General features: G+C 59.2%; 17 protein-coding genes. 10 read left to right on the top strand and 7 right to left on the bottom strand.

The window, feature by feature from the left end:
* Positions 1 to 118: 118 nt before the first annotated feature.
* Positions 119 to 559 carry a universal stress protein gene (locus Q7C20_RS12705; protein WP_049709433.1) on the bottom strand — a complete coding sequence of 147 codons (441 nt, stop codon included), beginning with the start codon at positions 557 to 559 and terminating at the stop codon, positions 119 to 121.
* Between the two features lie 105 nt (positions 560 to 664).
* Here Q7C20_RS12705 and Q7C20_RS12700 point away from each other — a divergent pair, with 105 nt between their 5' ends.
* A complete protein-coding gene (locus Q7C20_RS12700; RefSeq protein ID WP_348059179.1) occupies positions 665 to 1,102 on the top strand; it encodes a hypothetical protein in 438 nt (145 codons plus the stop codon).
* Positions 1,103 to 1,227: 125 nt separating this feature from the next.
* Here the strand turns inward: Q7C20_RS12700 and Q7C20_RS12695 are convergent, their stop codons facing one another.
* A complete protein-coding gene (locus Q7C20_RS12695; protein WP_375067759.1) occupies positions 1,228 to 1,581 on the bottom strand; it encodes a hypothetical protein in 354 nt (117 codons plus the stop codon).
* Positions 1,582 to 1,598: 17 nt separating this feature from the next.
* Between Q7C20_RS12695 and fadB the strand changes: the two genes are divergently transcribed.
* From fadB to Q7C20_RS12665, 6 genes are all read left to right on the top strand, one after another.
* On the top strand, positions 1,599 to 3,746 hold the full coding sequence (fadB, locus tag Q7C20_RS12690; RefSeq protein WP_375067758.1) for a fatty acid oxidation complex subunit alpha FadB: 2,148 nt from the start codon (positions 1,599 to 1,601) through the stop codon (positions 3,744 to 3,746).
* 29 nt (positions 3,747 to 3,775) lie between these two features.
* A complete protein-coding gene (gene fadA, locus Q7C20_RS12685) occupies positions 3,776 to 4,951 on the top strand; it encodes an acetyl-CoA C-acyltransferase FadA (RefSeq protein ID WP_024074080.1) in 1,176 nt (391 codons plus the stop codon).
* Between the two features lie 97 nt (positions 4,952 to 5,048).
* Complete coding sequence (locus Q7C20_RS12680; RefSeq protein ID WP_375067755.1) at positions 5,049 to 5,285, top strand: DUF1653 domain-containing protein; 237 nt, start codon at positions 5,049 to 5,051, stop codon at positions 5,283 to 5,285.
* A 114-nt stretch (positions 5,286 to 5,399) separates the two neighbouring features.
* Positions 5,400 to 8,021 carry a type I DNA topoisomerase gene (topA, locus tag Q7C20_RS12675; RefSeq protein WP_375067753.1) on the top strand — a complete coding sequence of 874 codons (2,622 nt, stop codon included), beginning with the start codon at positions 5,400 to 5,402 and terminating at the stop codon, positions 8,019 to 8,021.
* 127 nt (positions 8,022 to 8,148) lie between these two features.
* Entirely contained in the window at positions 8,149 to 8,670 is a 522-nt protein-coding gene (locus Q7C20_RS12670; protein ID WP_375067751.1) for a DUF6586 family protein, read from the top strand.
* A gap of 260 nt (positions 8,671 to 8,930) precedes the next feature.
* Entirely contained in the window at positions 8,931 to 9,164 is a 234-nt protein-coding gene (locus Q7C20_RS12665) for a hypothetical protein (RefSeq protein ID WP_078827895.1), read from the top strand.
* A 338-nt stretch (positions 9,165 to 9,502) separates the two neighbouring features.
* Here Q7C20_RS12665 and sulA read toward each other — a convergent pair whose 3' ends face one another.
* Positions 9,503 to 9,976, bottom strand: a complete 474-nt coding sequence (gene sulA / locus Q7C20_RS12660) for an SOS-induced cell division inhibitor SulA (protein ID WP_348062355.1) — start codon at positions 9,974 to 9,976, stop codon at positions 9,503 to 9,505.
* Between the two features lie 10 nt (positions 9,977 to 9,986).
* Positions 9,987 to 10,595 carry a transcriptional repressor LexA gene (gene lexA / locus Q7C20_RS12655; RefSeq protein WP_375067749.1) on the bottom strand — a complete coding sequence of 203 codons (609 nt, stop codon included), beginning with the start codon at positions 10,593 to 10,595 and terminating at the stop codon, positions 9,987 to 9,989.
* A gap of 263 nt (positions 10,596 to 10,858) precedes the next feature.
* Here lexA and Q7C20_RS12650 point away from each other — a divergent pair, with 263 nt between their 5' ends.
* The 3 genes from Q7C20_RS12650 to Q7C20_RS12640 all read left to right on the top strand — a co-directional run bounded on the left by Q7C20_RS12650 (position 10,859) and on the right by Q7C20_RS12640 (position 16,145).
* Positions 10,859 to 11,566, top strand: coding sequence for a TetR/AcrR family transcriptional regulator (locus Q7C20_RS12650; RefSeq protein WP_053255043.1), 708 nt, complete (start codon positions 10,859 to 10,861; stop codon positions 11,564 to 11,566).
* 134 nt (positions 11,567 to 11,700) lie between these two features.
* The gene (gene nagZ / locus Q7C20_RS12645; protein WP_375067746.1) at positions 11,701 to 12,711 is read left to right on the top strand and encodes a beta-N-acetylhexosaminidase; all 1,011 of its coding nucleotides are present in this window, start codon (positions 11,701 to 11,703) and stop codon (positions 12,709 to 12,711) included.
* A gap of 125 nt (positions 12,712 to 12,836) precedes the next feature.
* Positions 12,837 to 16,145, top strand: a complete 3,309-nt coding sequence (locus Q7C20_RS12640) for an SNF2-related protein (RefSeq protein WP_375067744.1) — start codon at positions 12,837 to 12,839, stop codon at positions 16,143 to 16,145.
* Between the two features lie 102 nt (positions 16,146 to 16,247).
* On the opposite strand, the gene Q7C20_RS12635 is transcribed toward Q7C20_RS12640, so the two are convergent.
* From Q7C20_RS12635 to mfd, 3 genes are read right to left on the bottom strand one after another with little or no spacing between them, the layout of a single operon-like run.
* Positions 16,248 to 18,938, bottom strand: a complete 2,691-nt coding sequence (locus Q7C20_RS12635; RefSeq protein WP_375067742.1) for a DEAD/DEAH box helicase — start codon at positions 18,936 to 18,938, stop codon at positions 16,248 to 16,250.
* A 9-nt stretch (positions 18,939 to 18,947) separates the two neighbouring features.
* Positions 18,948 to 19,514, bottom strand: a complete 567-nt coding sequence (locus Q7C20_RS12630; protein ID WP_348061790.1) for a CsiV family protein — start codon at positions 19,512 to 19,514, stop codon at positions 18,948 to 18,950.
* Positions 19,515 to 19,525: 11 nt separating this feature from the next.
* On the bottom strand, positions 19,526 to 22,975 hold the full coding sequence (mfd, locus tag Q7C20_RS12625; protein ID WP_375067739.1) for a transcription-repair coupling factor: 3,450 nt from the start codon (positions 22,973 to 22,975) through the stop codon (positions 19,526 to 19,528).
* Between the last annotated feature and the right edge of the window lie 218 nt (positions 22,976 to 23,193).

Here is a 23,193-nt window from a genome sequence, read left to right as displayed (position 1 = left end):
TACAGTTCAAGTGTGGGAGCGGGCTTGCTCGCGAAAGCAGTCTGTCAGTTGCTACAACTGGTGACTGACACACCGCTTTCGCGAGCAAGCCCGCTCCCACATTTGATCTTCATAGGTCTTACGAGGATTTGACCAATTTCACCGCCAGCACATCGCACGGTGCGCCGTGCAGCACATCATTGGCAGTAGAACCCAGCAACAACGCCAAACCGTGACGACCATGGCTGCCCACCACGATCAAGTCGCACGCCTTTTCCTTGGCCAAGTGATGGATTTCCTGGCGCGGTTGGCCGTATGTCAGGTGGCAGTCTTCCTTTTTCAGGTGCGGGTATTTGAGAATCAAACGGTCCAGGCGCTCTTTGGCCTGGTCAAATTGTTGTTGCTGCAACTGGGAAAGGTCCATCGGTACGTCACCGCCAAAGGCCATGGCCATGGGCTCGACGATATGCACCAGTGACAGTATGGCGCCATTGGCCAGTGCAGATTCCTGCGCGCGCTTGATCACCGGATCGCACTCTTCGGTCAGATCGACAGCGACCAGAATATGTTTGTAGGGCATGAGGCGTTCCTCCAGGGGACTGCAATAAATTCAGTATGGCTGCTTTCAGGCGGATGCGGTTGCGTCAGGTCAAATCCGCTCATCTAGAAATTCGGGAGTACACATATGACGGTCTGGATAGTGGTGTCAATCCTTCTGGTGGTTCTGAGCCCTCTGGCATGGCTGCGTCCGTCGCGTCATCAGAGCGGGCGCATGGCCCTGCGCATGGAGGCGCGCCGCATCGGCCTGGCCATGCAACTGGCGCCTCAGGAGTGGCCGCACTGGCTCAGCCAAGAGCCACCAAGCCCCTGCGCGCAGTACTGTCGGCCACGGCGCGGCAGTACGCCGGCCATCTGGAGTTACTGGCAGAAGGCGCCTGGGCTATGGGTCAATCAGTGGCGCGAGGAATGCACGGATGAAAAGTTGTTGCCGCATTTTGCGACGCTGCCGGCCAACGTCTACAAGGTCGAAGCTGACAAGCAAATGATCGCCTTGTATTGGGGCGAGAAGGGCGATGCGAGTGTGTTGAAGGCGATTGATGCGCTGCTCAAGGCCCTGGCTTGAAATCGCGGCCCTGAACTTCGGGCATTAAAAAGCCCGATATCATCATCGGACTGGAGTTGGCCAGGCAGGCCGGTAAATCTGTGGTTGTCGCGTCGGATGTTCATCCAGGCGCGTTACGGTTGTCACTAGCCTAGCGGTATATCGTCTTCTGTACAGTTTTTTCCCATAACTTTTCTGTTATTGATTTCGTGAATATTTGAATATTGACGGGGCGTGAGGCTATGGTTGAAGTTCTGAAAATGACTGGAAAGTCGCGTTTTTCCTGGCCTTTCGAGCGATTGACAATTGCCCGGAATTGGATGAAGGTGGCGTACCCAAATCAAACGGGCGTATGAATTGAGCGTTTGTCTGTCAGACGACTCATACATAACCCCGACTATCGCATTGGCGGGTGTGCCTGGCGGAATGGCTTGAGCATTGACGAAATAATCAATGTCAGACCAGAGGCCAGCGTCCAGTGTGTACTGTTCAGCTTCCATATCGTGGAGATCAGTTGATGATTTACGAAGGTAAAGCCATCACGGTTAAGGCTCTTGAAAGTGGCATCGTCGAATTGAAATTCGACCTCAAGGGTGAGTCCGTCAACAAGTTCAACCGTCTAACCCTGAATGAATTGCGTCAGGCCGTAGACACCATCAAAGCAGATGCCTCGGTCAAGGGCGTGATCGTCTCCAGCGGCAAGGACGTGTTTATCGTCGGCGCTGACATCACCGAATTCGTCGAAAACTTCAAGCTGCCCGATGCCGAGCTGGTGGCTGGCAACCTCGAAGCCAACAAGATTTTCAGTGATTTCGAAGACCTCAACGTACCCACCGTTGCCGCGATCAATGGCATCGCGCTGGGCGGCGGCCTCGAAATGTGCCTGGCGGCAGACTTCCGTGTGATGTCGGCCACTGCCAAAATCGGCCTGCCTGAAGTCAAGCTGGGCATCTACCCTGGCTTCGGCGGCACCGTACGCTTGCCGCGCCTGATCGGTGCCGACAACGCCATCGAGTGGATTGCCGCAGGCAAGGAAAACACCGCTGAAGACGCGCTGAAAGTCGGCGCCGTTGATGCTGTGGTTGCGCCGGACAAACTGGCCGAAGCTGCACTGAACCTGATCAAAGGCGCCATCAACGGCGAATTTGACTACAAGGCCAAGCGTCAGCCGAAGCTGGAAAAGCTCAAGCTCAACGCCATCGAACAAATGATGTCGTTCGAAACCGCCAAAGGTTTTGTGGCGGGCCAGGCCGGCCCGAACTACCCGGCGCCGGTTGAAGCGATCAAGACCATCCAGAAGGCCGCGAACTTCGGTCGCGACAAAGCCCTGGAAGTGGAAGCTGCCGGTTTCGTCAAACTGGCGAAAACCTCGGCTGCACAAAGTCTGATCGGCTTGTTCCTGAACGATCAGGAGCTGAAGAAAAAGGCCAAGGCCTACGACGAAATCGCCAAAGACGTGAAACAGGCTGCCGTACTCGGCGCCGGTATCATGGGCGGCGGTATCGCCTATCAGTCGGCGTCCAAAGGCACGCCGATCCTGATGAAAGACATCAACGAGCACGGTATTGAGCAAGGCCTGGCGGAAGCCGCCAAGTTGCTGGTCGGCCGCGTTGATAAAGGTCGCATGACCCCTGCGAAGATGGCTGAAGTGCTTAACGGCATTCGTCCTACGCTGTCCTACGGCGATTTCGGTCACGTCGACCTGGTGGTCGAAGCCGTTGTCGAGAACCCGAAGGTCAAGCAGGCCGTACTGGCTGAAGTGGAAGCCCAGGTTAAAGACGACACGATTCTGGCGTCGAACACCTCGACCATTTCCATCAGCTTGCTGGCCAAAGCCCTCAAGCGTCCGGAAAACTTCGTCGGCATGCACTTCTTCAACCCGGTGCACATGATGCCGCTGGTGGAAGTCATCCGTGGCGAGAAGTCCAGCGAGCTGGCTGTTGCCACCACCGTTGCCTACGCCAAGAAAATGGGCAAGAACCCGATCGTGGTCAACGACTGCCCGGGCTTTTTGGTCAACCGCGTGCTGTTCCCTTACTTCGGCGGTTTCGCCAAGCTGGTCAGCGCCGGCGTGGACTTCGTGCGTATCGACAAAGTCATGGAAAAATTCGGCTGGCCAATGGGCCCGGCGTACCTGATGGACGTGGTCGGCATCGACACTGGCCACCACGGTCGCGACGTCATGGCTGAAGGCTTCCCGGACCGCATGAAAGACGACCGCCGCTCGGCGATCGACGCGCTCTACGAGGCCAAGCGCCTGGGCCAGAAGAACGGCAAAGGCTTCTACGCCTACGAGGCCGACAAGAAGGGCAAGCAGAAGAAAGTGGCCGACCCGTCGGTTCACGAAGTGCTGGCTCCGGTCATCTACGAGCAACGTGAGGTGTCCGACGAGGACATCATCAACTGGATGATGATCGCCCTGTGCCTGGAAACCGTGCGTTGCCTGGAAGACGGCATCGTTGAAACCGCCGCCGAAGCCGATATGGGCTTGGTGTACGGTATTGGTTTCCCTCCATTCCGTGGTGGTGCACTGCGTTACATCGATTCCATCGGTGTGGCCGAGTTCGTTGCCCTGGCTGACAAATACGCTGATTTGGGCCCGCTTTACCACCCGACCGAAAAACTGCGCGAGATGGCCAAAAACGGCCAGCGTTTCTTCGGTTAAGCGCCCAGACGACTAGAGCGAGAATATTTATGAGCTTGAATCCAAGAGACGTGGTGATTGTCGACTTCGGTCGCACGCCAATGGGCCGCTCCAAGGGCGGCATGCACCGCAACACCCGCGCTGAAGACATGTCGGCGCACCTGATCAGCAAGCTGCTGGAACGCAACGTCAAGGTTGACCCGAACGAAGTCGAAGACGTGATCTGGGGCTGCGTTAACCAGACCCTGGAGCAGGGCTGGAACATTGCGCGCATGGCGTCGTTGATGACCCAGATCCCGCACACGGCAGCCGGCCAAACCGTCAGCCGCCTGTGTGGTTCCTCGATGAGCGCGCTGCACACTGCCGCCCAGGCGATCATGACCGGTAACGGTGATGTGTTCGTGGTGGGTGGCGTGGAGCACATGGGCCACGTCAGCATGATGCACGGTGTGGACCCTAACCCGCACATGTCGCTGTACGCGGCGAAAGCCTCGGGCATGATGGGCCTGACCGCAGAGATGCTCGGCAAAATGCACGGCATTACCCGCGAAGCCCAGGACGCGTTCGGCCTGCGCTCCCACCAGTTGGCTCACAAGGCAACCGTGGAAGGCAAGTTCAAGGATGAGATCATCCCGATGAACGGCTACGACGAGAACGGTTTCCTGAAACTGTTCGACTACGACGAAACCATTCGTCCGGACACCACCCTGGAAAGCCTGGCAGCCCTCAAGCCTGCCTTCAATCCAAAGGGCGGCACCGTGACAGCCGGTACTTCGTCGCAGATCACTGATGGTGCTTCGTGCATGATCGTGATGTCGGCGCAGCGTGCCCAGGACCTGGGTATCCAGCCGCTGGCCGTGATTCGTTCGATGGCCGTGGCGGGTGTGGACCCGGCAATCATGGGCTATGGTCCAGTACCGGCCACACAAAAAGCCTTGAAGCGCGCGGGCCTCACCATCTCCGATATCGACTTCTTCGAGCTCAACGAAGCTTTCGCCGCACAGGCCTTGCCAGTGTTGAAAGATTTGAAAGTTCTCGACAAGATGAACGAGAAGGTTAACCTGCACGGCGGTGCGATTGCCCTGGGCCACCCATTCGGTTGCTCCGGTGCACGTATCTCCGGCACTTTGCTTAACGTGATGAAGCAAAATGGCGGCAACCTTGGGGTTGCAACCATGTGCATTGGTCTCGGCCAAGGCATTTCCACCGTCTTCGAACGCGTTTAAGCGTTACGTTGACGGAAGCCGGGGCCCAGTGCCCCGGTTTTTGTTTTTTGGATTTTTTAATATTTTTTTTCAAGACATTTTGTAAGAGGGCCAGAGCATGAAAGTCGAACCAGGGCTCTATCAACATTATAAAGGTCCGCAGTACCGTGTTTTTAACGTGGCACGGCATTCCGAGACCGAAGAAGAAGTGGTGTTTTACCAAGCACTGTATGGCGATTACGGCTTTTGGGTGCGCCCTTTGAGCATGTTCCTGGAAACCGTCGAAGTTGACGGCGAGCAGGTCCCGCGCTTTGCTTTGGTCCAGGCCGAAGCCAGTCTTTTTTCAGGGCAATAACGGCAGGTCGTGCAGAATGCTGCGCTTGACCTCACCTTGTTGCCACTATATATAGCGTTGCCGCGACAGGCGCCAACTGCCTTTCTCTTCTCGAATTCAGGAATTTTCCGATCCATGGGCAAATCGCTGGTCATTGTGGAATCCCCGGCTAAGGCCAAGACCATCAACAAGTACTTGGGCAACGAGTACGTGGTGAAGTCGAGTATCGGCCATATCCGAGACCTGCCCACCAGCGGTTCGGCTAGCGCCAGCAAGGAGCCTGCCGCCAAGCGCGGCAAGGCGGCTGCGGGCGAAGGTCCGGTGCTCACCCCTAAAGAGAAAGCGCGCAAGCAGCTGGTCTCACGTATGGGTGTGGACCCGGATCATGGCTGGAAGGCCCAGTACGAAATCCTTCCAGGCAAGGAAAAGGTCATCGAAGAGCTGCGCCGGCTCGCCAAGGATGCCGACACCATCTATCTCGCGACGGACTTGGACCGCGAAGGGGAAGCCATTGCCTGGCACCTGCGCGAAGCCATCGGCGGTGATGACAGCCGCTACAAGCGCGTGGTGTTCAACGAAATCACCAAAAAAGCCATCCAGGAAGCCTTCTCCAAGCCGGGCGAACTGGACATCGACCGTGTTAACGCTCAGCAGGCCCGACGTTTCCTCGACCGCGTGGTGGGTTACATGGTCTCGCCACTGCTGTGGGCGAAGATCGCCCGTGGCTTGTCCGCCGGCCGTGTGCAATCGGTTGCGGTAAAGCTGGTGGTGGAGCGTGAGCGCGAAATCCGTGCGTTCAACCCCGAAGAATACTGGGAAGTCCACGCTGACCTCGGCACCGCCAAGGGCGCTAACGTGCGCTTTGAAGTGGCCCGCGAGAAAGGCGAGGCTTTCAAACCGCTGAACGAAGCCCAGGCCATGGCCGCGCTTGAGAAGCTCAAGTCTTCCAGCTACAGCATCGTCAAGCGTGAAGACAAACCGACCAGCAGCAAGCCGTCGGCGCCGTTCATCACCTCCACCCTGCAACAGGCCGCAAGTAACCGCCTGGGCTTCGGTGTGAAGAAAACCATGATGATGGCCCAGCGTTTGTATGAAGCCGGCTACATCACCTATATGCGTACTGACTCCACCAACCTGTCGCAAGACGCGGTGGCGATGGCGCGTACTTACATTGAAAGCGAGTTCGGCAAGAAGTACCTGCCGGAGAAGCCGAACGTCTTTAGCAGCAAGGAAGGCGCTCAGGAGGCTCACGAAGCGATTCGTCCTTCCGACGCCAACACCGAGCCAAGCAAGCTGAGCGGCATGGAGCGCGACGCTGAGCGCCTCTACGAGCTGATCTGGCGCCAGTTCCTGGCCTGCCAGATGCTGCCGGCGCAATACCTGTCTACCACGGTGAGCGTGGCGGCTTCGGACTTCGAGCTGCGTGCCAAGGGCCGTATCCTCAAGTTCGACGGCTATACCCGTGTGATGCCGCAAATCGCCAAGCCAGGCGATGACGACGTGCTGCCGGACATGGCCCAGGGCGACGTGTTGAAGCTGATCAAGCTCGACCCGTCCCAGCACTTCACCAAGCCACCGGCCCGTTACTCGGAAGCCAGCCTGGTAAAAGAGATGGAAAAACGCGGTATCGGTCGTCCTTCGACCTATGCGGCGATCATCTCGACTATTCAGGACCGTGGCTACGTCGCGCTGCATAACCGTCGTTTCTACTCGGAAAAGATGGGCGACATCGTGACCGAGCGTCTGTCTGAGAGCTTCTCCAACCTGATGGACTACGGCTTCACCGCCGGCATGGAAGAGAATCTCGATGACGTGGCCCATGGCGAGCGCGACTGGAAAAACGTGCTGGACGAGTTCTATGGCGACTTCAAGAAAAAACTCGAAGTGGCTGAAAGCCCTGACACCGGGATGCGTGCCAACCAGCCGGTAATGACCGACATCCCGTGCCTGACCTGTGGCCGTCCGATGCAGATTCGTACCGCGTCCACTGGCGTGTTCCTCGGTTGCTCGGGTTACAGCCTGCCGCCGAAAGAGCGCTGCAAGGCCACCGTCAACCTGGTGCCGGGCGATGAAATCGCGGCGGATGACGAGGGTGAATCCGAGTCTCTGGTCCTGCGTGGCAAGCACCGCTGCCCGATCTGCAGCACGGCGATGGATGCCTACCTGCTGGACGAGAAGCACAAGTTGCACATCTGCGGTAACAACCCGGATTGCAACGGCTACGAGATTGAAGAGGGCACCTACCGCATCAAGGGCTACGAAGGCCCGAGCCTGGAATGCGACAAGTGCGGCAGCGAGATGCAACTCAAGACCGGCCGTTTCGGCAAGTTCTTCGGTTGCACCAACCCGACCTGCAAGAACACCCGCAAGTTGCTGAAAAGCGGTGACGCGGCGCCGCCGAAGATGGACCCGGTGAAGATGCCTGAGCTTAAGTGCGAGAAGGTCAACGACACCTACATCCTGCGTGACGGCGCTTCGGGCCTGTTCCTGGCCGCCAGCCAGTTCCCGAAAAACCGCGAGACCCGTGCACCGCTGGTGCTGGAGATCGTGCCGCACAAGGACGAGATCGATCCGAAGTACCACTTCCTGTGCGAGGCGCCGAAGAAAGACCCGGACGGTCGCCCGGCCGTGATTCGCTACAGCCGCAAGACCAAGGAGCAGTACGTGCAGACCGAAGTGGACGGCAAGCCTACCGGCTGGAAAGCCTTCTTCGACGGTGGCAAGTGGAAGGTCGAGGACAAGCGTCAGGGCGCTTGATCGAATAACCTGCCCGATACAAAGGCCGCCTGCATAGGCGGCCTTTTTTTGCACTTGCAGGCGTCTCGGATGATCCGTGACACTGTTAAGCCAGCATCACGCCTCTTTCGTTGTGGAGACTGCCGTTATGGCCAACGAACTCTATACCCGTACCAATCAGAAAATTTACTTCGCGGGTTTGTCCCTGGAAGCCCTCGGCCGCGCCGAGGAAGGGAAAGAGATGAATGCCATCGCGCTGGTCCAGGCGGGTCGTGAAGCGGCGTTGTTCCACCTGTACGGCGCCTTGCTGGGCCTGTGCCATGAAATCGCCGGGTTCTACCGCTTGCCCCAGGCCGGTTCGCCGCGCGCAGAAATGATCATGACCCGCGAAGTGCTGGAGACCATGGCCATTCCGGAACTCGCCGAATTGATTGAAATGGCCCAAAGCCCTGACAGCTGGATAGCACGTTTGCTCAAGGCGCACGCCGACATGTTCCAGCCGCCGCGCATTCCCCACGTACCCAAGGGCGACGTGACACAGCCGCTGATCGTGACGGTGGCGATTGAGGAAGACGAGCCCAAACCGCTGAGCCGGCAAGAGCTGGAAAGCTGGCGCCAGGCTCTGAAAAAGCTGGCTCTGCGCTTTCGTGAAGGCTTGAACGAGAGCTGATACGGTGTCTTGGATAAATGTCATTCAAAACTGTGGGAGCGGGCTTGCTCGCGAAAGCGGAGTATCAGTCGACAGATTCGGTACTGATCCACCGCATTCGCGAGCAAGCCCGCTCCCACATTTGAATAGAGTTTGATAGAAGTCCTGTGCAGGGCTTAAAGGGCACCATTCATCAAACCGTAGAGAAACCTGCTCAGATCCTCAGCGAGGCCGGGTGGATGACTGATATAATCCCGGCCTTTCGTGGAGAACAGACTTATATGCCAACGTCCTTTCTGGAAATTGTTGAACTGCCTGACGGCCGAATCGAGCTGCGCCGAGCTGAGGACGAGGGTTCTCTGGTTATTCTGGATTTCTCCGAGGACGCCAAAGCGTTCCTGCAAGGCCAGCACGTTGAAGTGGCTAAAGCCATGTTGAGCGTGGGCGTGCAGATGGCGGGCCGCCTGGCGGAAGGCGAGCCGGAAAAAGACGATGGATCGCGGGTGCTTCACTAAGCCGGTGTAGTGGGCTGGATTGCTATGGCAAACTGGCTGGCTGAAGCAGATCGGCCAGGTTTGGAAAATCGGTTTGGTCTGTTAGGCGGATTTTTTGGTCTGTTAGGCGAATTTACTGTGGCGAGCGGGCTTGCCCCGCGTTGGGCTGCGAAGCGGCCCTGAAGAGTTGAATTCGGTATGTCAGGTACTCCACGGTGTCTGATTTTGGGGCTGTTTCACAGCCCAACGCGGGGCAAGCCCGCTCGCCACACAAGTCCGCTCCCTACACAAGCCGGATCACCACACAAGCCTGCTCTAGCAAAAGCCCTTCACTTCAGGGCTGGCCCGCAGTTCATCTTTCATCCCAATCGAATATTCAAGCTCTGTGCATCGCCCGTGCGTGCGGCGCTGATCAGCTGTTGCTTGGCGGTCGCATTCAGTGGGTTCAACCAACTCACGACCGTATGGCTACGGCCCAGGCGCAACGCTTCGCAGGTCAACTGCTGAGCGCTTTGCGTACCGCGCGGTTGTAGCAGAAGGATACGCTCGCGGTTGAGACCGGCGTCCCGCAGCCAGGCCTGAGTCAGGCTGGCGGGCGGGGCGATCAGCGTCAGCCAGCGAGCGTCCTTCTCCTCACTCAATTCGCGCAGGATGGGCGCCAGCAGGCTCAGGCAATTCCCGGCAGCACCGCGCAACGACAGTTCACTGAACGCCTCAGGTTCGGCGCTCCAGGGCGCCTCGACCGTTTCCTTGAGGATGGGCGAAAGCGGTTGGGCCATAAAAGCCTCAAACAGCGACAATTGTGCCTGTTGCGGGGTGTGCATGAACTGCATGGTGCCTCCTTTAGCGGCGAATGACGCCGACGCTCAAGCCTTCGATCACCAGGTCCTGATCTTTCAGGTTCACTTCAATCGGCGCGAACTCAGCGTTCTCGGCCAGGAGCCAAACCTTGCTGCCTTCGCGCTTGAAGCGTTTTACGGTGACTTCATCGCCAATACGGGCGACGACGATCTGGCCATTACGGGCTTCACGTGTGGTGTGAACGGCCAGTAAGTCGCCGTCGAAAATGCCCACGTCCTTCATGCTCATGCCGTGGACCCGCAACAGGTAGTCGGCACGTGGATGGAAGAAAGTCGGGTTGATGTTGCAGGATTCCTCGACGTGCTGCTGCGCCAGGATCGGCGCACCGGCAGCGACTCGGCCGATAATCGGCAAGGTCGATTCGTCGGCCTTGGCTTCGAAGCCAGGGATGCGAATACCGCGTGAGGCACCCGGGGTCATCTCGATCGCGCCTTTGCGGGCGAGGGCTTTCAGGTGTTCTTCGGCGGCGTTCGGGGACTTGAACCCCAGTTCCAGCGCAATTTCCGCTCGTGTCGGCGGGTAGCCGTTGTCATCGAGGCAGCGCTTGATAAAAGCCAGAATCTCAGCTTGGCGTGGCGTCAGTTTTAGCATGTTGATCGCTCTGTCTTTTTATACAGTGACTGGGATTATATACAGTGAACTGCGCTTGGCAATCATCCTTTTTTGGCGCCCCGCTGGACGGTCATTCGTCACCCTTACTACGAGGCAGAGACAGCGCTGCCTACAGACCGGGATGGATGTGATTAAATAGCCACGAAATAGATGACTGCCCGGCCGGAAAACGGACCCGCAGGCTTGACAAGACATACTCTGAAACGTATGTTTCAAACAAGTGTTTGTCAGGCGGAGTAGCCATGGCCCAGTCGGAAACCGTTGAACGCATTCTCGATGCTGCCGAGCAATTGTTCGCGGAAAAAGGATTTGCTGAAACTTCATTGCGCCTGATCACCAGCAAGGCTGGGGTCAACCTCGCGGCAGTGAATTACCATTTCGGCTCGAAAAAAGCCCTGATCCAGGCGGTGTTCTCACGCTTTCTGGGGCCGTTCTGCGCCAGCCTCGACCGTGAGCTGGAGCGCCGCCAAACCAAGCCCGAGAACAAACCCAGCCTGGAAGACCTGCTGGAAATTCTCGTGGAGCAAGCGCTCGTGGTTCAACCACGCAGTGGCAATGACCTTTCAATCTTCATGCGTCTGCTGGGCCTGGCGTTCAGCCAGAGCCAGGGTCACCTGCGTCGTTACCTCGAAGACATGTACGGTAAGGTTTTCCGCCGCTACATGTTGCTGGTTAATGAAGCCGCCCCGCGTATTCCGCCGATTGAGCTGTTCTGGCGTGTGCATTTCATGCTCGGTGCCGCCGCGTTCAGCATGTCCGGTATCAAAGCATTGCGCGCGATTGCCGAGACTGATTTTGGCGTCAACACCTCCATCGAACAGGTGATGCGCCTGATGGTGCCGTTCCTCGCTGCCGGCATGCGCGCTGAAACTGGCGTGACCGACCAGGCCATGGCCGCCGCCCAGTTGCGCCCACGCAGCAAGTCGACGCCAGCCGTCGCCAAGGCATGATTGCCGCGGGTGTCCGCGCCCGCTAAGCTAGCTGCCATGCCGATTTCAGCTATTTACTCACAACCCGCTGCACTCTCTGCGTTTATCGCGCAGCACGAGGGCAGCGGGTTGTGTGCGTTATTTAAGGAAGGTTTATGACTGCTGCCCTGCAAGGTTCTTTGATGGTCGACGTGGCCGGCACTTGGCTCACGGCCGAGGATCGCCACCTGTTGCGCCAACCTGAAGTGGGCGGGCTGATCATTTTTGCACGCAATATCGAGCATCCGCGCCAAGTACGTGAACTGAGCGCTGCGATTCGTGCGGTGCGCCCGGACCTGCTGCTGGCAGTCGACCAGGAAGGCGGTCGCGTGCAGCGCCTGCGCCAGGGTTTCGTGCGCCTGCCGGCCATGCGCGCCTTGGCAGATAACCCCAACGCTGAATACTTGGCCGAACAGTGCGGCTGGATCATGGCCACTGAAGTGCTGGCCGTCGGCCTCGACCTGAGCTTCGCCCCGGTGCTGGACCTGGATTACCAGCGCAGCGCCGTGGTTGGCACCCGTTCCTTCGAAGGTGACCCCGAGCGCGCCGCCGTGCTCGCCGGTGCATTCATCCGCGGCATGAACAGCGCCGGCATGGCCGCCACCGGTAAACACTTCCCGGGTCACGGCTGGGCTGAGGCCGATTCCCACGTCGCGATTCCCAACGACGAACGCAGCCTGGAACAGATCCGCGCGAATGACCTGGTGCCTTTCGCACGCCTGAGCAAGCAGTTGGCGGCCGTCATGCCAGCCCACGTCATCTACCCGCAGGTTGATTCACAGCCTGCCGGCTTCTCGCGTCGCTGGTTGCAGGACATCCTGCGCGGTGAGTTGCAGTTTGATGGCGTTATTTTCAGTGATGACCTGTCCATGGCCGGTGCGCACGTGGTTGGCGATGCAGCCAGCCGGATTGAAGCGGCGTTGACGGCCGGTTGTGATATGGGGCTGGTGTGCAATGACCGCGCTGCGGCTGAGCTTGCACTCACTGCGGCGCAGCGGATGAAGGTTACGCCGTCAGCGCGGATTGCGCGGATGCGCGGGCAGGCGAATGCATCGACAGACTATAAGCAGGACCCGCGTTGGCTGGCGGCGGTGGGTGCGCTTCGAACCGCTCAGTTGATCGAGTAAGAAAGGGGTGTTTGCCAAGCGCCCGAAGCGCCAGAAATGTCGTCATCCAGCCGCCGTATGTTCGTACTTCACCGCAGGACGCATCCGTCTTTATCTCACCAGCGCTTGGTCTAGAGTACGTGACCATGAATAACCTGATAACTCGCATCGTTGGTCTGGACTGGCATGAGAACTTCTCTCCTCGCACGCTCGAACGTGGTTTTGACTACTCAAGTGAAGGCCGCGTGCAGATCGTCGATATCGAGACGCATCGAGTCCTGGCAAGGTGTAAGGGCTCTGGCGGCAATGTCTATTCGGTGGTGATTTCTCTGGGCGCTGAAGAGAATTCTCACGATACCGATATCAATTGCGCGTGTACCTGCCCTATGGAAGTGGATTGCAAGCACGCCGTCGCTGTTCTATTTGAGGTGCAAGCGTTGGTTGGCGAACCTGTGGAGACCAGCAGCGCTTCCAGCGATCGCCTCGATCCGCAAATCGAGCAGTGGCTTGCCAGCATTCCCGTCGCGACGCCAGAGGTTGAGTCGTTACCCAAAGGCAGCAACACCTGTTTGCTCTACCAGCTCAACCCTGATGCCTACTCAAACCGCTGGTCGTTGGCCGTCTACCGGGCGCGCATTTTGAAAAAAGGCGGCTATGGCGAAATCAAGGCGCTGTACTCACTCGATGAAACCCTGGCGCGTGCCCCCGGTTACATGCTCGAAGTGGATAGGCGCATCTGTCGGCTTCTGTTGGTTGGGCGAGCGTACGGGCGCTACGGCAGCAGTTTCCCGATCGAGGGTGAAGACGGCGCCGAAATCCTGCGACTGGCGCTCAGCACCGAACGCCTGTTCGTTGATTTAAATGCTCAGTTGGCACTCAATGCCGGGCCCACACATTCCGCTCGCTTCAATTGGGCTGTGCAGCCTGACGGGAGCTACCGGCCTCAGTGGCTCAGCGACGAACTGCAGCTGCACGAAGTCTTGCCACTCAAGCCGCTTCATTATTTGAACCTGGACACCCTGGAGTTGGGGCCGCTCGAGTATTCGATGGACGACCGCCTGGCCATTCACTTGTCCAGCTTGCCCGAGATTCCGGCCAGTCAGGTCGCGTTGTTCAGTCATCGCATCAGCGCCGTGGGCTGCGCTATTGCGCCGCCGCAAGCGTTGACCGAGCGAGTCATCGATACGCTGGAGCCCCAGGCGTGCCTGACGTTGGGCAGCGATGAATACTATGCTTACAACCCCGCAAGTCACCGACCGATGCCGACGTTCGAACACCGCGCTGCACTTGCATTTCGTTATGGCGATAGCCTGACCAGTGATAAAGGTGGCGTTGAAATTCGGCTGTTGAACGGTACCGAAACCCAGCGTATTCAGCGTAAACCTGCGGCCGAGAAGGCCTTGCGCAAAGTTCTGACCAAGCTCGGTTTTGCCAGGGTCAATCGTAAAACCCGCGCGTTGCCGGAGAGCGCCGGCGAGATGTTTGACCTGGCTAGCGATGAAGCCTGGTTGCACTTCACTGAGCATCATCTGCCAGCCCTTCGAGAGGCGGGCTGGGACGTCAGCATCCACCCTGGTTTTTATTACCAGGTGGAAGCGGTGGACCATTGGTACGCGGACATTGAAGAGTCTCCCGGTCACGAATGGTTTGATCTTGAGCTGGGGATCGAGGTCAATGGCCAGCGCTACAGCTTGCTGCCGATTGTGCTGGAGTTAATCGCGCGCCAGCCCAGGTTGCTTGACGCAGGCTACATGACCGAACGCGCTGACGAAGAGCGCTTGCTGGTCAGCCTGGGCACGCGCGAGGGCACCAAGGTCGCGCTGCCTTATGGCCGGATCAAACCGCTGATGGCGACATTGGGCGGCCTGTACCTGCGCGACCCCGGCGCGGACTCGCTGCGTCTGAGTGCGCCGGATGCAGCCCGTCTCAGCGATCTGGACGGCATTCCACTGGTCTGGCAAGGCGGTGAGCGCGTGCGGCATTTCGCCAAGCGCCTCCAAGAGTCGACCCACGCGCAAGTCGCGGCGCCCCAAGGGCTGAACGCTGAACTGCGTGGCTACCAGCTCGAAGGCCTGAACTGGATGCAAACCCTGCGCGAACTCGAAGTGGGCGGCATCCTTGGCGATGACATGGGCCTGGGTAAAACGCTGCAAACCCTTGCGCATTTGCTCACTGAAAAAAACGCGGGGCGTTTGAATACGCCTGCCTTGGCGGTGATGCCGACCAGTTTGATTCCCAACTGGATGGACGAGGCGGCGCGGTTCACACCCCAACTCAACGTACTGGCCTTGCATGGCGCGCAACGCCAGGCTGAATTTACCCGCCTGGCCGACTACGATCTGGTGCTGACCACCTATGCGCTACTGCCCCGGGACCTTGAGGTATTGCAGCCGCAACGCTGGAGCGTGTTGATCCTCGACGAAGCGCAAAACATCAAGAACCCCAACAGCAAAGCAGCCCAGGCGGCGCGGCAACTGGAGGCCGGTCAACGCTTGTGCCTGAGTGGCACGCCACTGGAAAACCACTTGGGCGAGCTCTGGTCGCTGTTTCATTTTCTGTTGCCGGGGTGGCTGGGGGATAGCAAAACCTTCAATCGGGACTACCGCACGCCTATCGAAAAGCACGGTAATGCCCAGCGTATGCAACACCTGACCGCGCGCATCAAGCCGTTCCTGTTGCGCCGCAAAAAAGAGCAGGTGGCGACTGAGTTACCGCCCAAGACCGAGATCGTGCATTGGGTTGACCTCAGCGATGCCCAGCGCGACGTTTACGAAACTGTACGCGTGGCGATGGACAAGAAAGTCCGTGATGAAATCACCCGGCACGGTGTGGCTCGAAGTCAGATCATCATTTTGGAAGCGTTGCTCAAATTGCGGCAGGTGTGCTGCGATTTGCGCCTGGTGAAATCCGTGCCGGCAAGCAAACTGGCACGTGCGGGCACCGGCAAGCTGAATGCCTTGATGGAGATGATCGAAGAGTTGCTCAGCGAAGGTCGGCGCATTTTGCTGTTCTCGCAGTTCACCTCAATGCTGGCGTTGATCGAGGAAGAGTTGAAGCAGCGTCAGGTTGAGTATTCGATCCTGACCGGTGAGACCCTGGACCGGCGCACGCCGGTAAAAAACTTCCAGGACGGCAAGACCCCGTTGTTTCTGATCAGCCTGAAAGCCGGCGGCACCGGTTTAAACCTGACCGCCGCAGATACGGTGATTCATTACGACCCGTGGTGGAACCCGGCGGTAGAAAATCAGGCGACGGATCGTGCGTATCGCATCGGGCAGGACAAGCCGGTGTTTGTGTACAAGCTGATTGCGCGGGGCACGGTGGAAGAGAAAATTCAGGCGCTGCAGTTGGAAAAGGCTGCTTTGGCTGAAGGTGTATTGGAGGGCGGCGCCAGTGCGGGGTGGAAGCTGGAGCAGAGGGACATTGAGGCGCTGTTTGCTCCGTTGCCTGGTTGAGACCGAGGTGCGTCCTTCGCGAGCAAGCCCGCTCCCACATTTTGAATGTATTCACACATCTAAAATGTGGGAGCGGGCTTGCTCGCGAAGGCGAACTAACCGTCAGCGCTTCTCTTGCTTACTGGGCAACGGCGCAAACAACGCCTCGATATCGTCGTTACCCAACTGCCAATCCCCCGTCGTACGCCCATCCAGCACACCCGCCGCCAGATCGGATTTCTCCTTCTGCAAGTGCTGAATCTTCTCCTCGACGGTGCCGCGCGCAATCATCTTGTACACAAACACCGGCTTCTCCTGACCAATCCGATACGCCCGGTCAGTCGCCTGGTTTTCCGTCGCCGGGTTCCACCACGGGTCGTAATGAATCACCGTGTCGGCTTCCGTAAGGTTCAACCCCACACCACCGGCCTTCAAGCTGATCAGAAAAATCTGCAGCTTGCCGCTCTGGAAGTCCTTCACTGGCGTGCGTCGGTCGCGGGTCTGGCCGGTCAGCAGTGCGTAGGCAATTTCGCGTTTTTTCAGTTCGACTTCGATCAGCGCGAGCATCGAGGTGAACTGCGAGAACAACAGAATCCGCCGACCTTCCGCAAACAACTCGTCAAGCATTTCCATCAGGCTGTCGAGCTTGCCCGAACTGCTGCCACGGGCGGGCAGGGTGGCGTCGTTGACCAGGCGCAAATCGCAGCACACCTGGCGCAGCTTCAATAGCGCCTCAAGAATGATGATCTGGCTGCGGGCCACGCCCTTGCGGGTGATTTCGTCGCGCACCTTCTTGTCCATGGCCAGGCGCATGGTTTCGTACACGTCACGCTGTGCTTCATTGAGGTCGACCCAATGGATGATCTCGGTCTTGGGCGGCAATTCGGTTGCTACCTGTTCCTTGGTACGGCGCAGCAGGAAGGGTTTTATCCGACCGTTAAGGTGCTGCAAGCGCACATCGCTGGCGCGCTTTTCGATGGGCACGCGGTAATCGCGGTTGAAGCTTTTCACGTCGCCCAGCCAACCCGGCAACAGGAAGTGGAACAGCGACCACAATTCGCCCAAGTGATTTTCCAGCGGTGTGCCGCTGAGGCACAGACGCTGGCGTGCGTTCAGCTCGCGCGCGGCTTGGGCGGCTTTGCTGTTGGGGTTCTTGATGTACTGGGCTTCGTCGAGGATCAGCACATGCAAGGGCAGCGCGGCCAGCTGTTCAATGTCTTTGGGCAACAGGGCATAGGTGGTCAGCAGCAGGTCGTAGTCCTGCAGATTCGCGAAATGTTTCTTACGCGTTGCGCCGTACAGCGCCACTACTTTGAGTTGCGGCGTGAAGTGCGCCGCTTCGTCCAGCCAGTTGGGGATCAAGCTAGTGGGCATCACCACCATGCACGGCCGGTCGAGGCGCCCGGCGATTTTTTCGGTGAGAATATGCGCCAGGGTTTGCAGGGTTTTACCCAAACCCATGTCATCCGCAAGAATCCCGCCGACGTCCAGTTGGCGCAGCGACTGCATCCAGCTTAAGCCTTCCAGCTGATACGGTCGCAAGGTCGCATTCAAACCCTCCGGCGCCACGCAGGTGAAATCCTTGATATCGCGCAGGCGCTGGGCGAAGTTGCGGATCTTCTCGCCGCCTTCCCATTGCAACGGCAGGTCTTCCAGCGGGTTCAGACGGATTGCATCGGCCTTGGCCATGCGCAGCGCCGTGGTGCCGGTTTCCTGTAGGTAAAACTCGCCGAGGGTTGCCAGAACGGGTTTCAGCCTGCCGTAGGGCAACGCCACTTGCAGCGGGCCGTGCCCATTCGGCAGGCCGGGAATGTTCACCAAAATCAGCTCATCGTCGCGGCGCCGGGCGAGTTTTTCCGGGTTGAGGATTTCGGTATGGGAGCGCATCAGGTTCAACAGGATCGGCAGCAAACTCAGGCGCTCGCCGTTAACGATGATCCCCAGCTCCAGGTCGAACCAGTCACGCTCCGGGCCTTCATCAACCGTTGCGTACCAGTCATCGACAGCACTCAGGTCGAAACCGAAATCTTCCTCGATTTGCAGCTCCCAACCTTTGGCGCGCAAAGTGGGCGAGGCGTTGAGCGTGAAGTTCAGCCAGGCGCTGTCATTGACCAGTTCGAACAGCTCGCCGGCACTTTCCGGCAGCGCCTTGCTCTGGCGCGTGGCGATCTTGAAGCCCAGCAGGCGCAGTTGCTCGCGATAGGGTTGTTCCAACTCGGGATGCCGCTTGATCCGCAGGCTTTGGGTCTCCTGGCGCACCACGATGTCGGCGTTTTTTTGCCCGCTGACATAGTTGCCCAAGTAGTTGAACGACAACGCCGCACGGTGCTGGATGTAACGCTGCATTTTGCCGTTGCGCGGCTCAAACGCGCTGAACTCCACGCTGGCCAGCCACAGGCGCGGAATGGGCACCACGTCTTCCATTACCACTTGCGGCAGCACCACGCGGTTATCCAGCACGGCCTGGAGTTTTTCCAGCAACTCGGCATCCTGGGCGGCGGCGGGGTAGGCCAGGGTTTCCTGAACCTTGAGCAGCACCGCAGCGATGTGTTTGCAGTTGGTGTGCACCGGGCAGGTACAGCGGCTGTCCACCAGGATCAGCATGCCCTTGGCCGATTCGCGCAGCGAAATGGTCTGCCGATAAACGTTGCCACCCGAGCCTTCGCAACTGGCGACGATGGTGCTGTCGCCGGACTCGACGATGCGAACGCGATTCTCCAGCGCGTAACGCCGCCCGCGCTCGAGGCTTTGCTCTTTAAAGCGATTGGCCCACGAAGGGGCCAGGGGTTTGGTCAACGGCGACGTCAGGGGCATGGTGCTGGATCAGTCCTGAATGTCGGGCGGCGGTGCGCTGGGGGGCTTGGCAGTCAGCGAAGTGATCTTGATCAGCAGCGCCAGATGGCCGCCGTCCAGGTAGTTGAGTTGGTTGTTCTTGGTGCGCACGTCCGTCTGGTTCAGGTGCTCGCTGGCGATCACGCTGCCGTTGGCGTCGAACTGATTGATCCAGAAATCCGCGTCGATATCGGTGAAGCGGCCCAGTTGCAGGTTCAGCACGCCTTCAATCGGAAACTGACCGAACTGTTCGGGGCCGTCAGTTATTGCGATTTTCACCGGTTGCTCGCCGAGGTTCTGCTCCCAGGCCTTGTGCGCCAGCACCGTGTAGCTGTTGTCGGCGCGCAGCTTGTCGACGATGTTGGACAGGCGCGGCGGGCTCATCTTGTCGCCCAGACGCTGCGCGCCGGCATCCCAGTTTTCCGGCGCGGCGCGGCTGTTGATCACCGGCTCCGCGTTCTGGCGCACCAGAATCATTTCGACCTGGTACGGGCTGTCGGCGAATGCCGAAGGCGCCACGACCACCAACAACAGGCTCAGTATGCGGAACAGGCGCATGGGGGCGTCCTTCAAGCGGTTTTCGGGATGAGGCGCTCAAACAACGCCTCCAGGGTATTAAAGCGTTCTTCGGCACGTTCCATCGGCACCATGAATTTGAACAGCGTAGCCCCTTCGAACTTGTAGCGGTTGGGCTGGCCCTGAATCAGTTTGATCAGCACCAATGGGTCCACCGGCGTTTGCGCTTCGAACTCGATGCGCCCGCCCTGCGGCCCGGCGTCGACCTTCTTGATACCGAGCTGCTCGGCCTGCAATTTCAGCAGGGTCAGGCGCACCAGGTTCTTGGTCGGCTCCGGCAACAGGCCGAAACGGTCGATCATCTCCACCTGCAGGTCTTTGAGGCCTTCTTCGTCGGTGGCCGAGGCAATGCGCTTGTACAGGATCAGCCGCGCGTGCACATCGGGCAGGTAGTCTTCGGGGATCAACGCCGGCAAACGCAGGTTGATTTCCGGGCCGCCGCCCAGCGGTTGATCCAGGTTCGGCTGCTCGCCTTTACGGATGGCTTTCACCGCGCGTTCAAGCATCTCCATATAGAGGGTGAAACCCACCGCCTGGATCTGCCCGCTCTGGCCGTCGCCCAGCAACTCGCCGGCGCCACGGATTTCCAGGTCGTTGGTGGCCAGCACGAAGCCGGCGCCGAGGTCCTGGGTGTTGGCGATCGCTTCCAGGCGCTTCTCGGCGTCGGAGGTAATCTGTTGGCGTGGCGGCGTCAGCAAATAGGCATACGCCTGGTGGTGACTGCGACCCACGCGGCCGCGCAACTGGTGCAACTGGGCCAGACCGAATTTGTCGGCACGTTCGATGATGATGGTGTTGGCGCTCGGCACGTCGATGCCGGTCTCGATGATGGTCGAGGCGATCAGCACGTTGAAGCGCTTGTGGTAGAAGTCGCTCATCACCTGTTCGAGTTCGCGCTCGCGCATCTGGCCGTGGCCGATGGCGATACGCGCTTCCGGCACCAGTTCGGCAAGGTCGGCGGCGCATTTCTCAATGGTCTTCACGTCGTTGTGCAGGTAGTACACCTGCCCGCCGCGCAGCAGTTCGCGCAGCAGCGCTTCCTTGACCGTGCTTTTGTTTTGCTCCATCACGAAGGTGCGCACCGAGAGGCGCCGTGCCGGTGGCGTGGCGATGATCGACAAATCGCGCATGCCCGACACCGCCATGTTCAGCGTGCGCGGAATCGGTGTGGCGGTGAGGGTGAGGATGTCGACTTCACTGCGCAGGTTTTTCAGCTGTTCTTTCTGGCGTACGCCGAAACGGTGTTCTTCGTCGATGATCACCAGGCCCAGGTTTTTGATCTTCACGTCATCCGACAGCAGTTTGTGCGTGCCGATGACGATGTCGATCTTGCCTTCTGCCAGGTCGGCGATGGCCGCGTTCACTTCCTTGGCGGACTTGAAGCGGCTCATCACTTCCACGCTCACCGGCCAATCGGCAAAGCGGTCGCGGAAGCTGTTGTAGTGCTGCTGGGCGAGCAAGGTGGTCGGCACCAGGATCGCCACTTGTTTGCCGCCGTGCACCGCAATAAATGCGGCCCGCATGGCCACTTCGGTCTTGCCGAAGCCCACGTCGCCGCACACCAGGCGGTCCATCGGCTTGGGCGCGAGCATGTCGGCACGCACGGCTTCGATGGTGGTTTGCTGGTCTGGGGTTTCTTCGAAGGCGAAGCCGGCGCTGAAGGTGGCGTAGTCAGCTTTCGGGTCGGCGAACGCGTAGCCTTCGCGGGCGGCGCGGCGGGCATAAATGTCGAGCAATTCGGCGGCCACGTCGCGCACCTGTTCGGCGGCTTTGCGCTTGGCTTTCTGCCAGGTCTCGGAGCCAAGGCGGTGCAACGGCGCTAGGGCGTCATCGCTGCCGGTGTAGCGCGCGATCAAGTGCAAGCTGGCCACCGGCACGTAGAGCTTGGCGCCCTCGGCGTATTCCATGGTGAGGAATTCGGCGGCCTGGTTGTCGATCTCCAGGGTCTGCAGGCCCAGGTAGCGGCCCACGCCGTGGTCGATGTGCACCACCGGTGCGCCTTCACGCAACTCGGTGAGGTTTTTGATTACCGCATCATTATTGGCATCGGCGCGTTTTTCACGGCGACGGCGCTGCATCACGCGCTGACCGAACAATGGGCTTTCGGCGATCAGCGCAAGGGCCGGATCATCCAGCAGCAAGCCTTCGTCCAGCGGCGCGATGGTGATCGCCAGGCGGTCTTTGCTTTTTACAAAGTCCGGCCAGCTGTCGACGGTTTTCGGGCGCAGTTTCAGGCGTTCGAGCAACTCCAGCAGCACTTCGCGGCGGCCGGCGGATTCAGCGGTAAACAGCACGCGGCCGGGGAAATCGCCGAGGAAATTCGACAGCGCTTCCAAAGGTTGCGTGGCTTTGGCCTGGATCGCCAGGTCCGGCAGGGTTTGCGCAGGGAAGCGCTCGCGGCCACTGCCGGCGTCCACGTCCTGCTGGCTGGCAACCACGCGCGGCCAGTTTTTCAGGCGGGCGAAGCAGTCCTCCACCGGCAGGAACAGCTCGGCGGGCGGCAATAAAGGCCGGGCGGGATCGACGCGACGCTCTTCATAGCGGTTGCGCACATCGTTCCAGAAGTTCTCAGCGGCTTGCTCGATGCCCGGCAGCGAGAACACTTGGGTGTCCTGGGGCAGGTAATCGAACAGCGTGGAGGTTTCGTCGAAGAACAGCGGCAGGTAGTACTCGATACCCGCCGGTGTAATCCCGCTGCTCAAATCCTGAAAGATCGGGCAGCGGCGGAAGTCCACGTCGAAACGTTCACGGAAGCGCGCCTTGAAGCGCGTGACCGCGTCCTTTTGCAACGGGAATTCCCGCGCCGGCAGCAGCTTGACCGACGCCACCTTGTCGATGGAGCGCTGGTTCTCCGGATCGAAGGTGCGCAGGGTTTCTATTTCGTCATCAAACAAGTCGATGCGAAACGGCAGTTTGCTGCCCATCGGGAACAGGTCGATCAAGGCGCCGCGTACCGCGAACTCGCCATGTTCGTACACCGTGTCGACGCAGCGGTAGCCGCTGGCCTCCAGGCGCGTGCGCATCTGCTCTACATCGAGCTTCTGGCCGACATCCAGCACCAGGCTGCTGCCGAGCAGAAACTTGGTCGGCGCCAGGCGGTGCAGGGCCGTGGTGATGGGCACCACCAGCACGCCGTGGGCCAGTTCCGGCAAGCGGTACAGGCTGGCGATGCGCTGGGAGATGATGTCCTGGTGCGGCGAGAACAGATCGTAGGGCAGCGTTTCCCAGTCGGGGAAATGCAGCACCGGCAAATCGGGGGCGAAGAAGCTCAGCTCCTGCTCCAACCGTTCGGCACTTTGGCTGTCGGCGGTGAGCAGCAGGGTAAAGCGCTTGGCTGCGCTGGCAGCCTCGGCAATGGCCAGGCTCAGGGCTGCACCGGGCAGGTTGCCCCAATGCTGTTTACCTGCCGCGGCAGGGAGAATCGGTAGACGCAGAACGGGCACGGAAGGTTGAGCTCCAAGCGTTGCGACAAAGTCGGTAATTGTAACGGCCCGAGGTGCCGCCTGTCAGTTGCTGACTGAGCCTATTACGGTTTGCAGGAAATGTAGTGGCTAAGACAAACAATGGAGTGTTTTGACTCAATATGTAGTGCCAAAAAGTGCGAGGTTTTCGGAGAGTTACGGACAAGTCACGCTGCTTGCGCAAAAGGTGGCCTTCTGGA

It is taken from the genome of Pseudomonas sp. AMR01 (assembly GCF_041946035.1).
Lineage (GTDB): Bacteria > Pseudomonadota > Gammaproteobacteria > Pseudomonadales > Pseudomonadaceae > Aquipseudomonas > Aquipseudomonas antarctica_B.
Note: the sequence above shows the minus strand (reverse complement) of the source record. Positions and strands in the feature narration are given on the sequence as shown.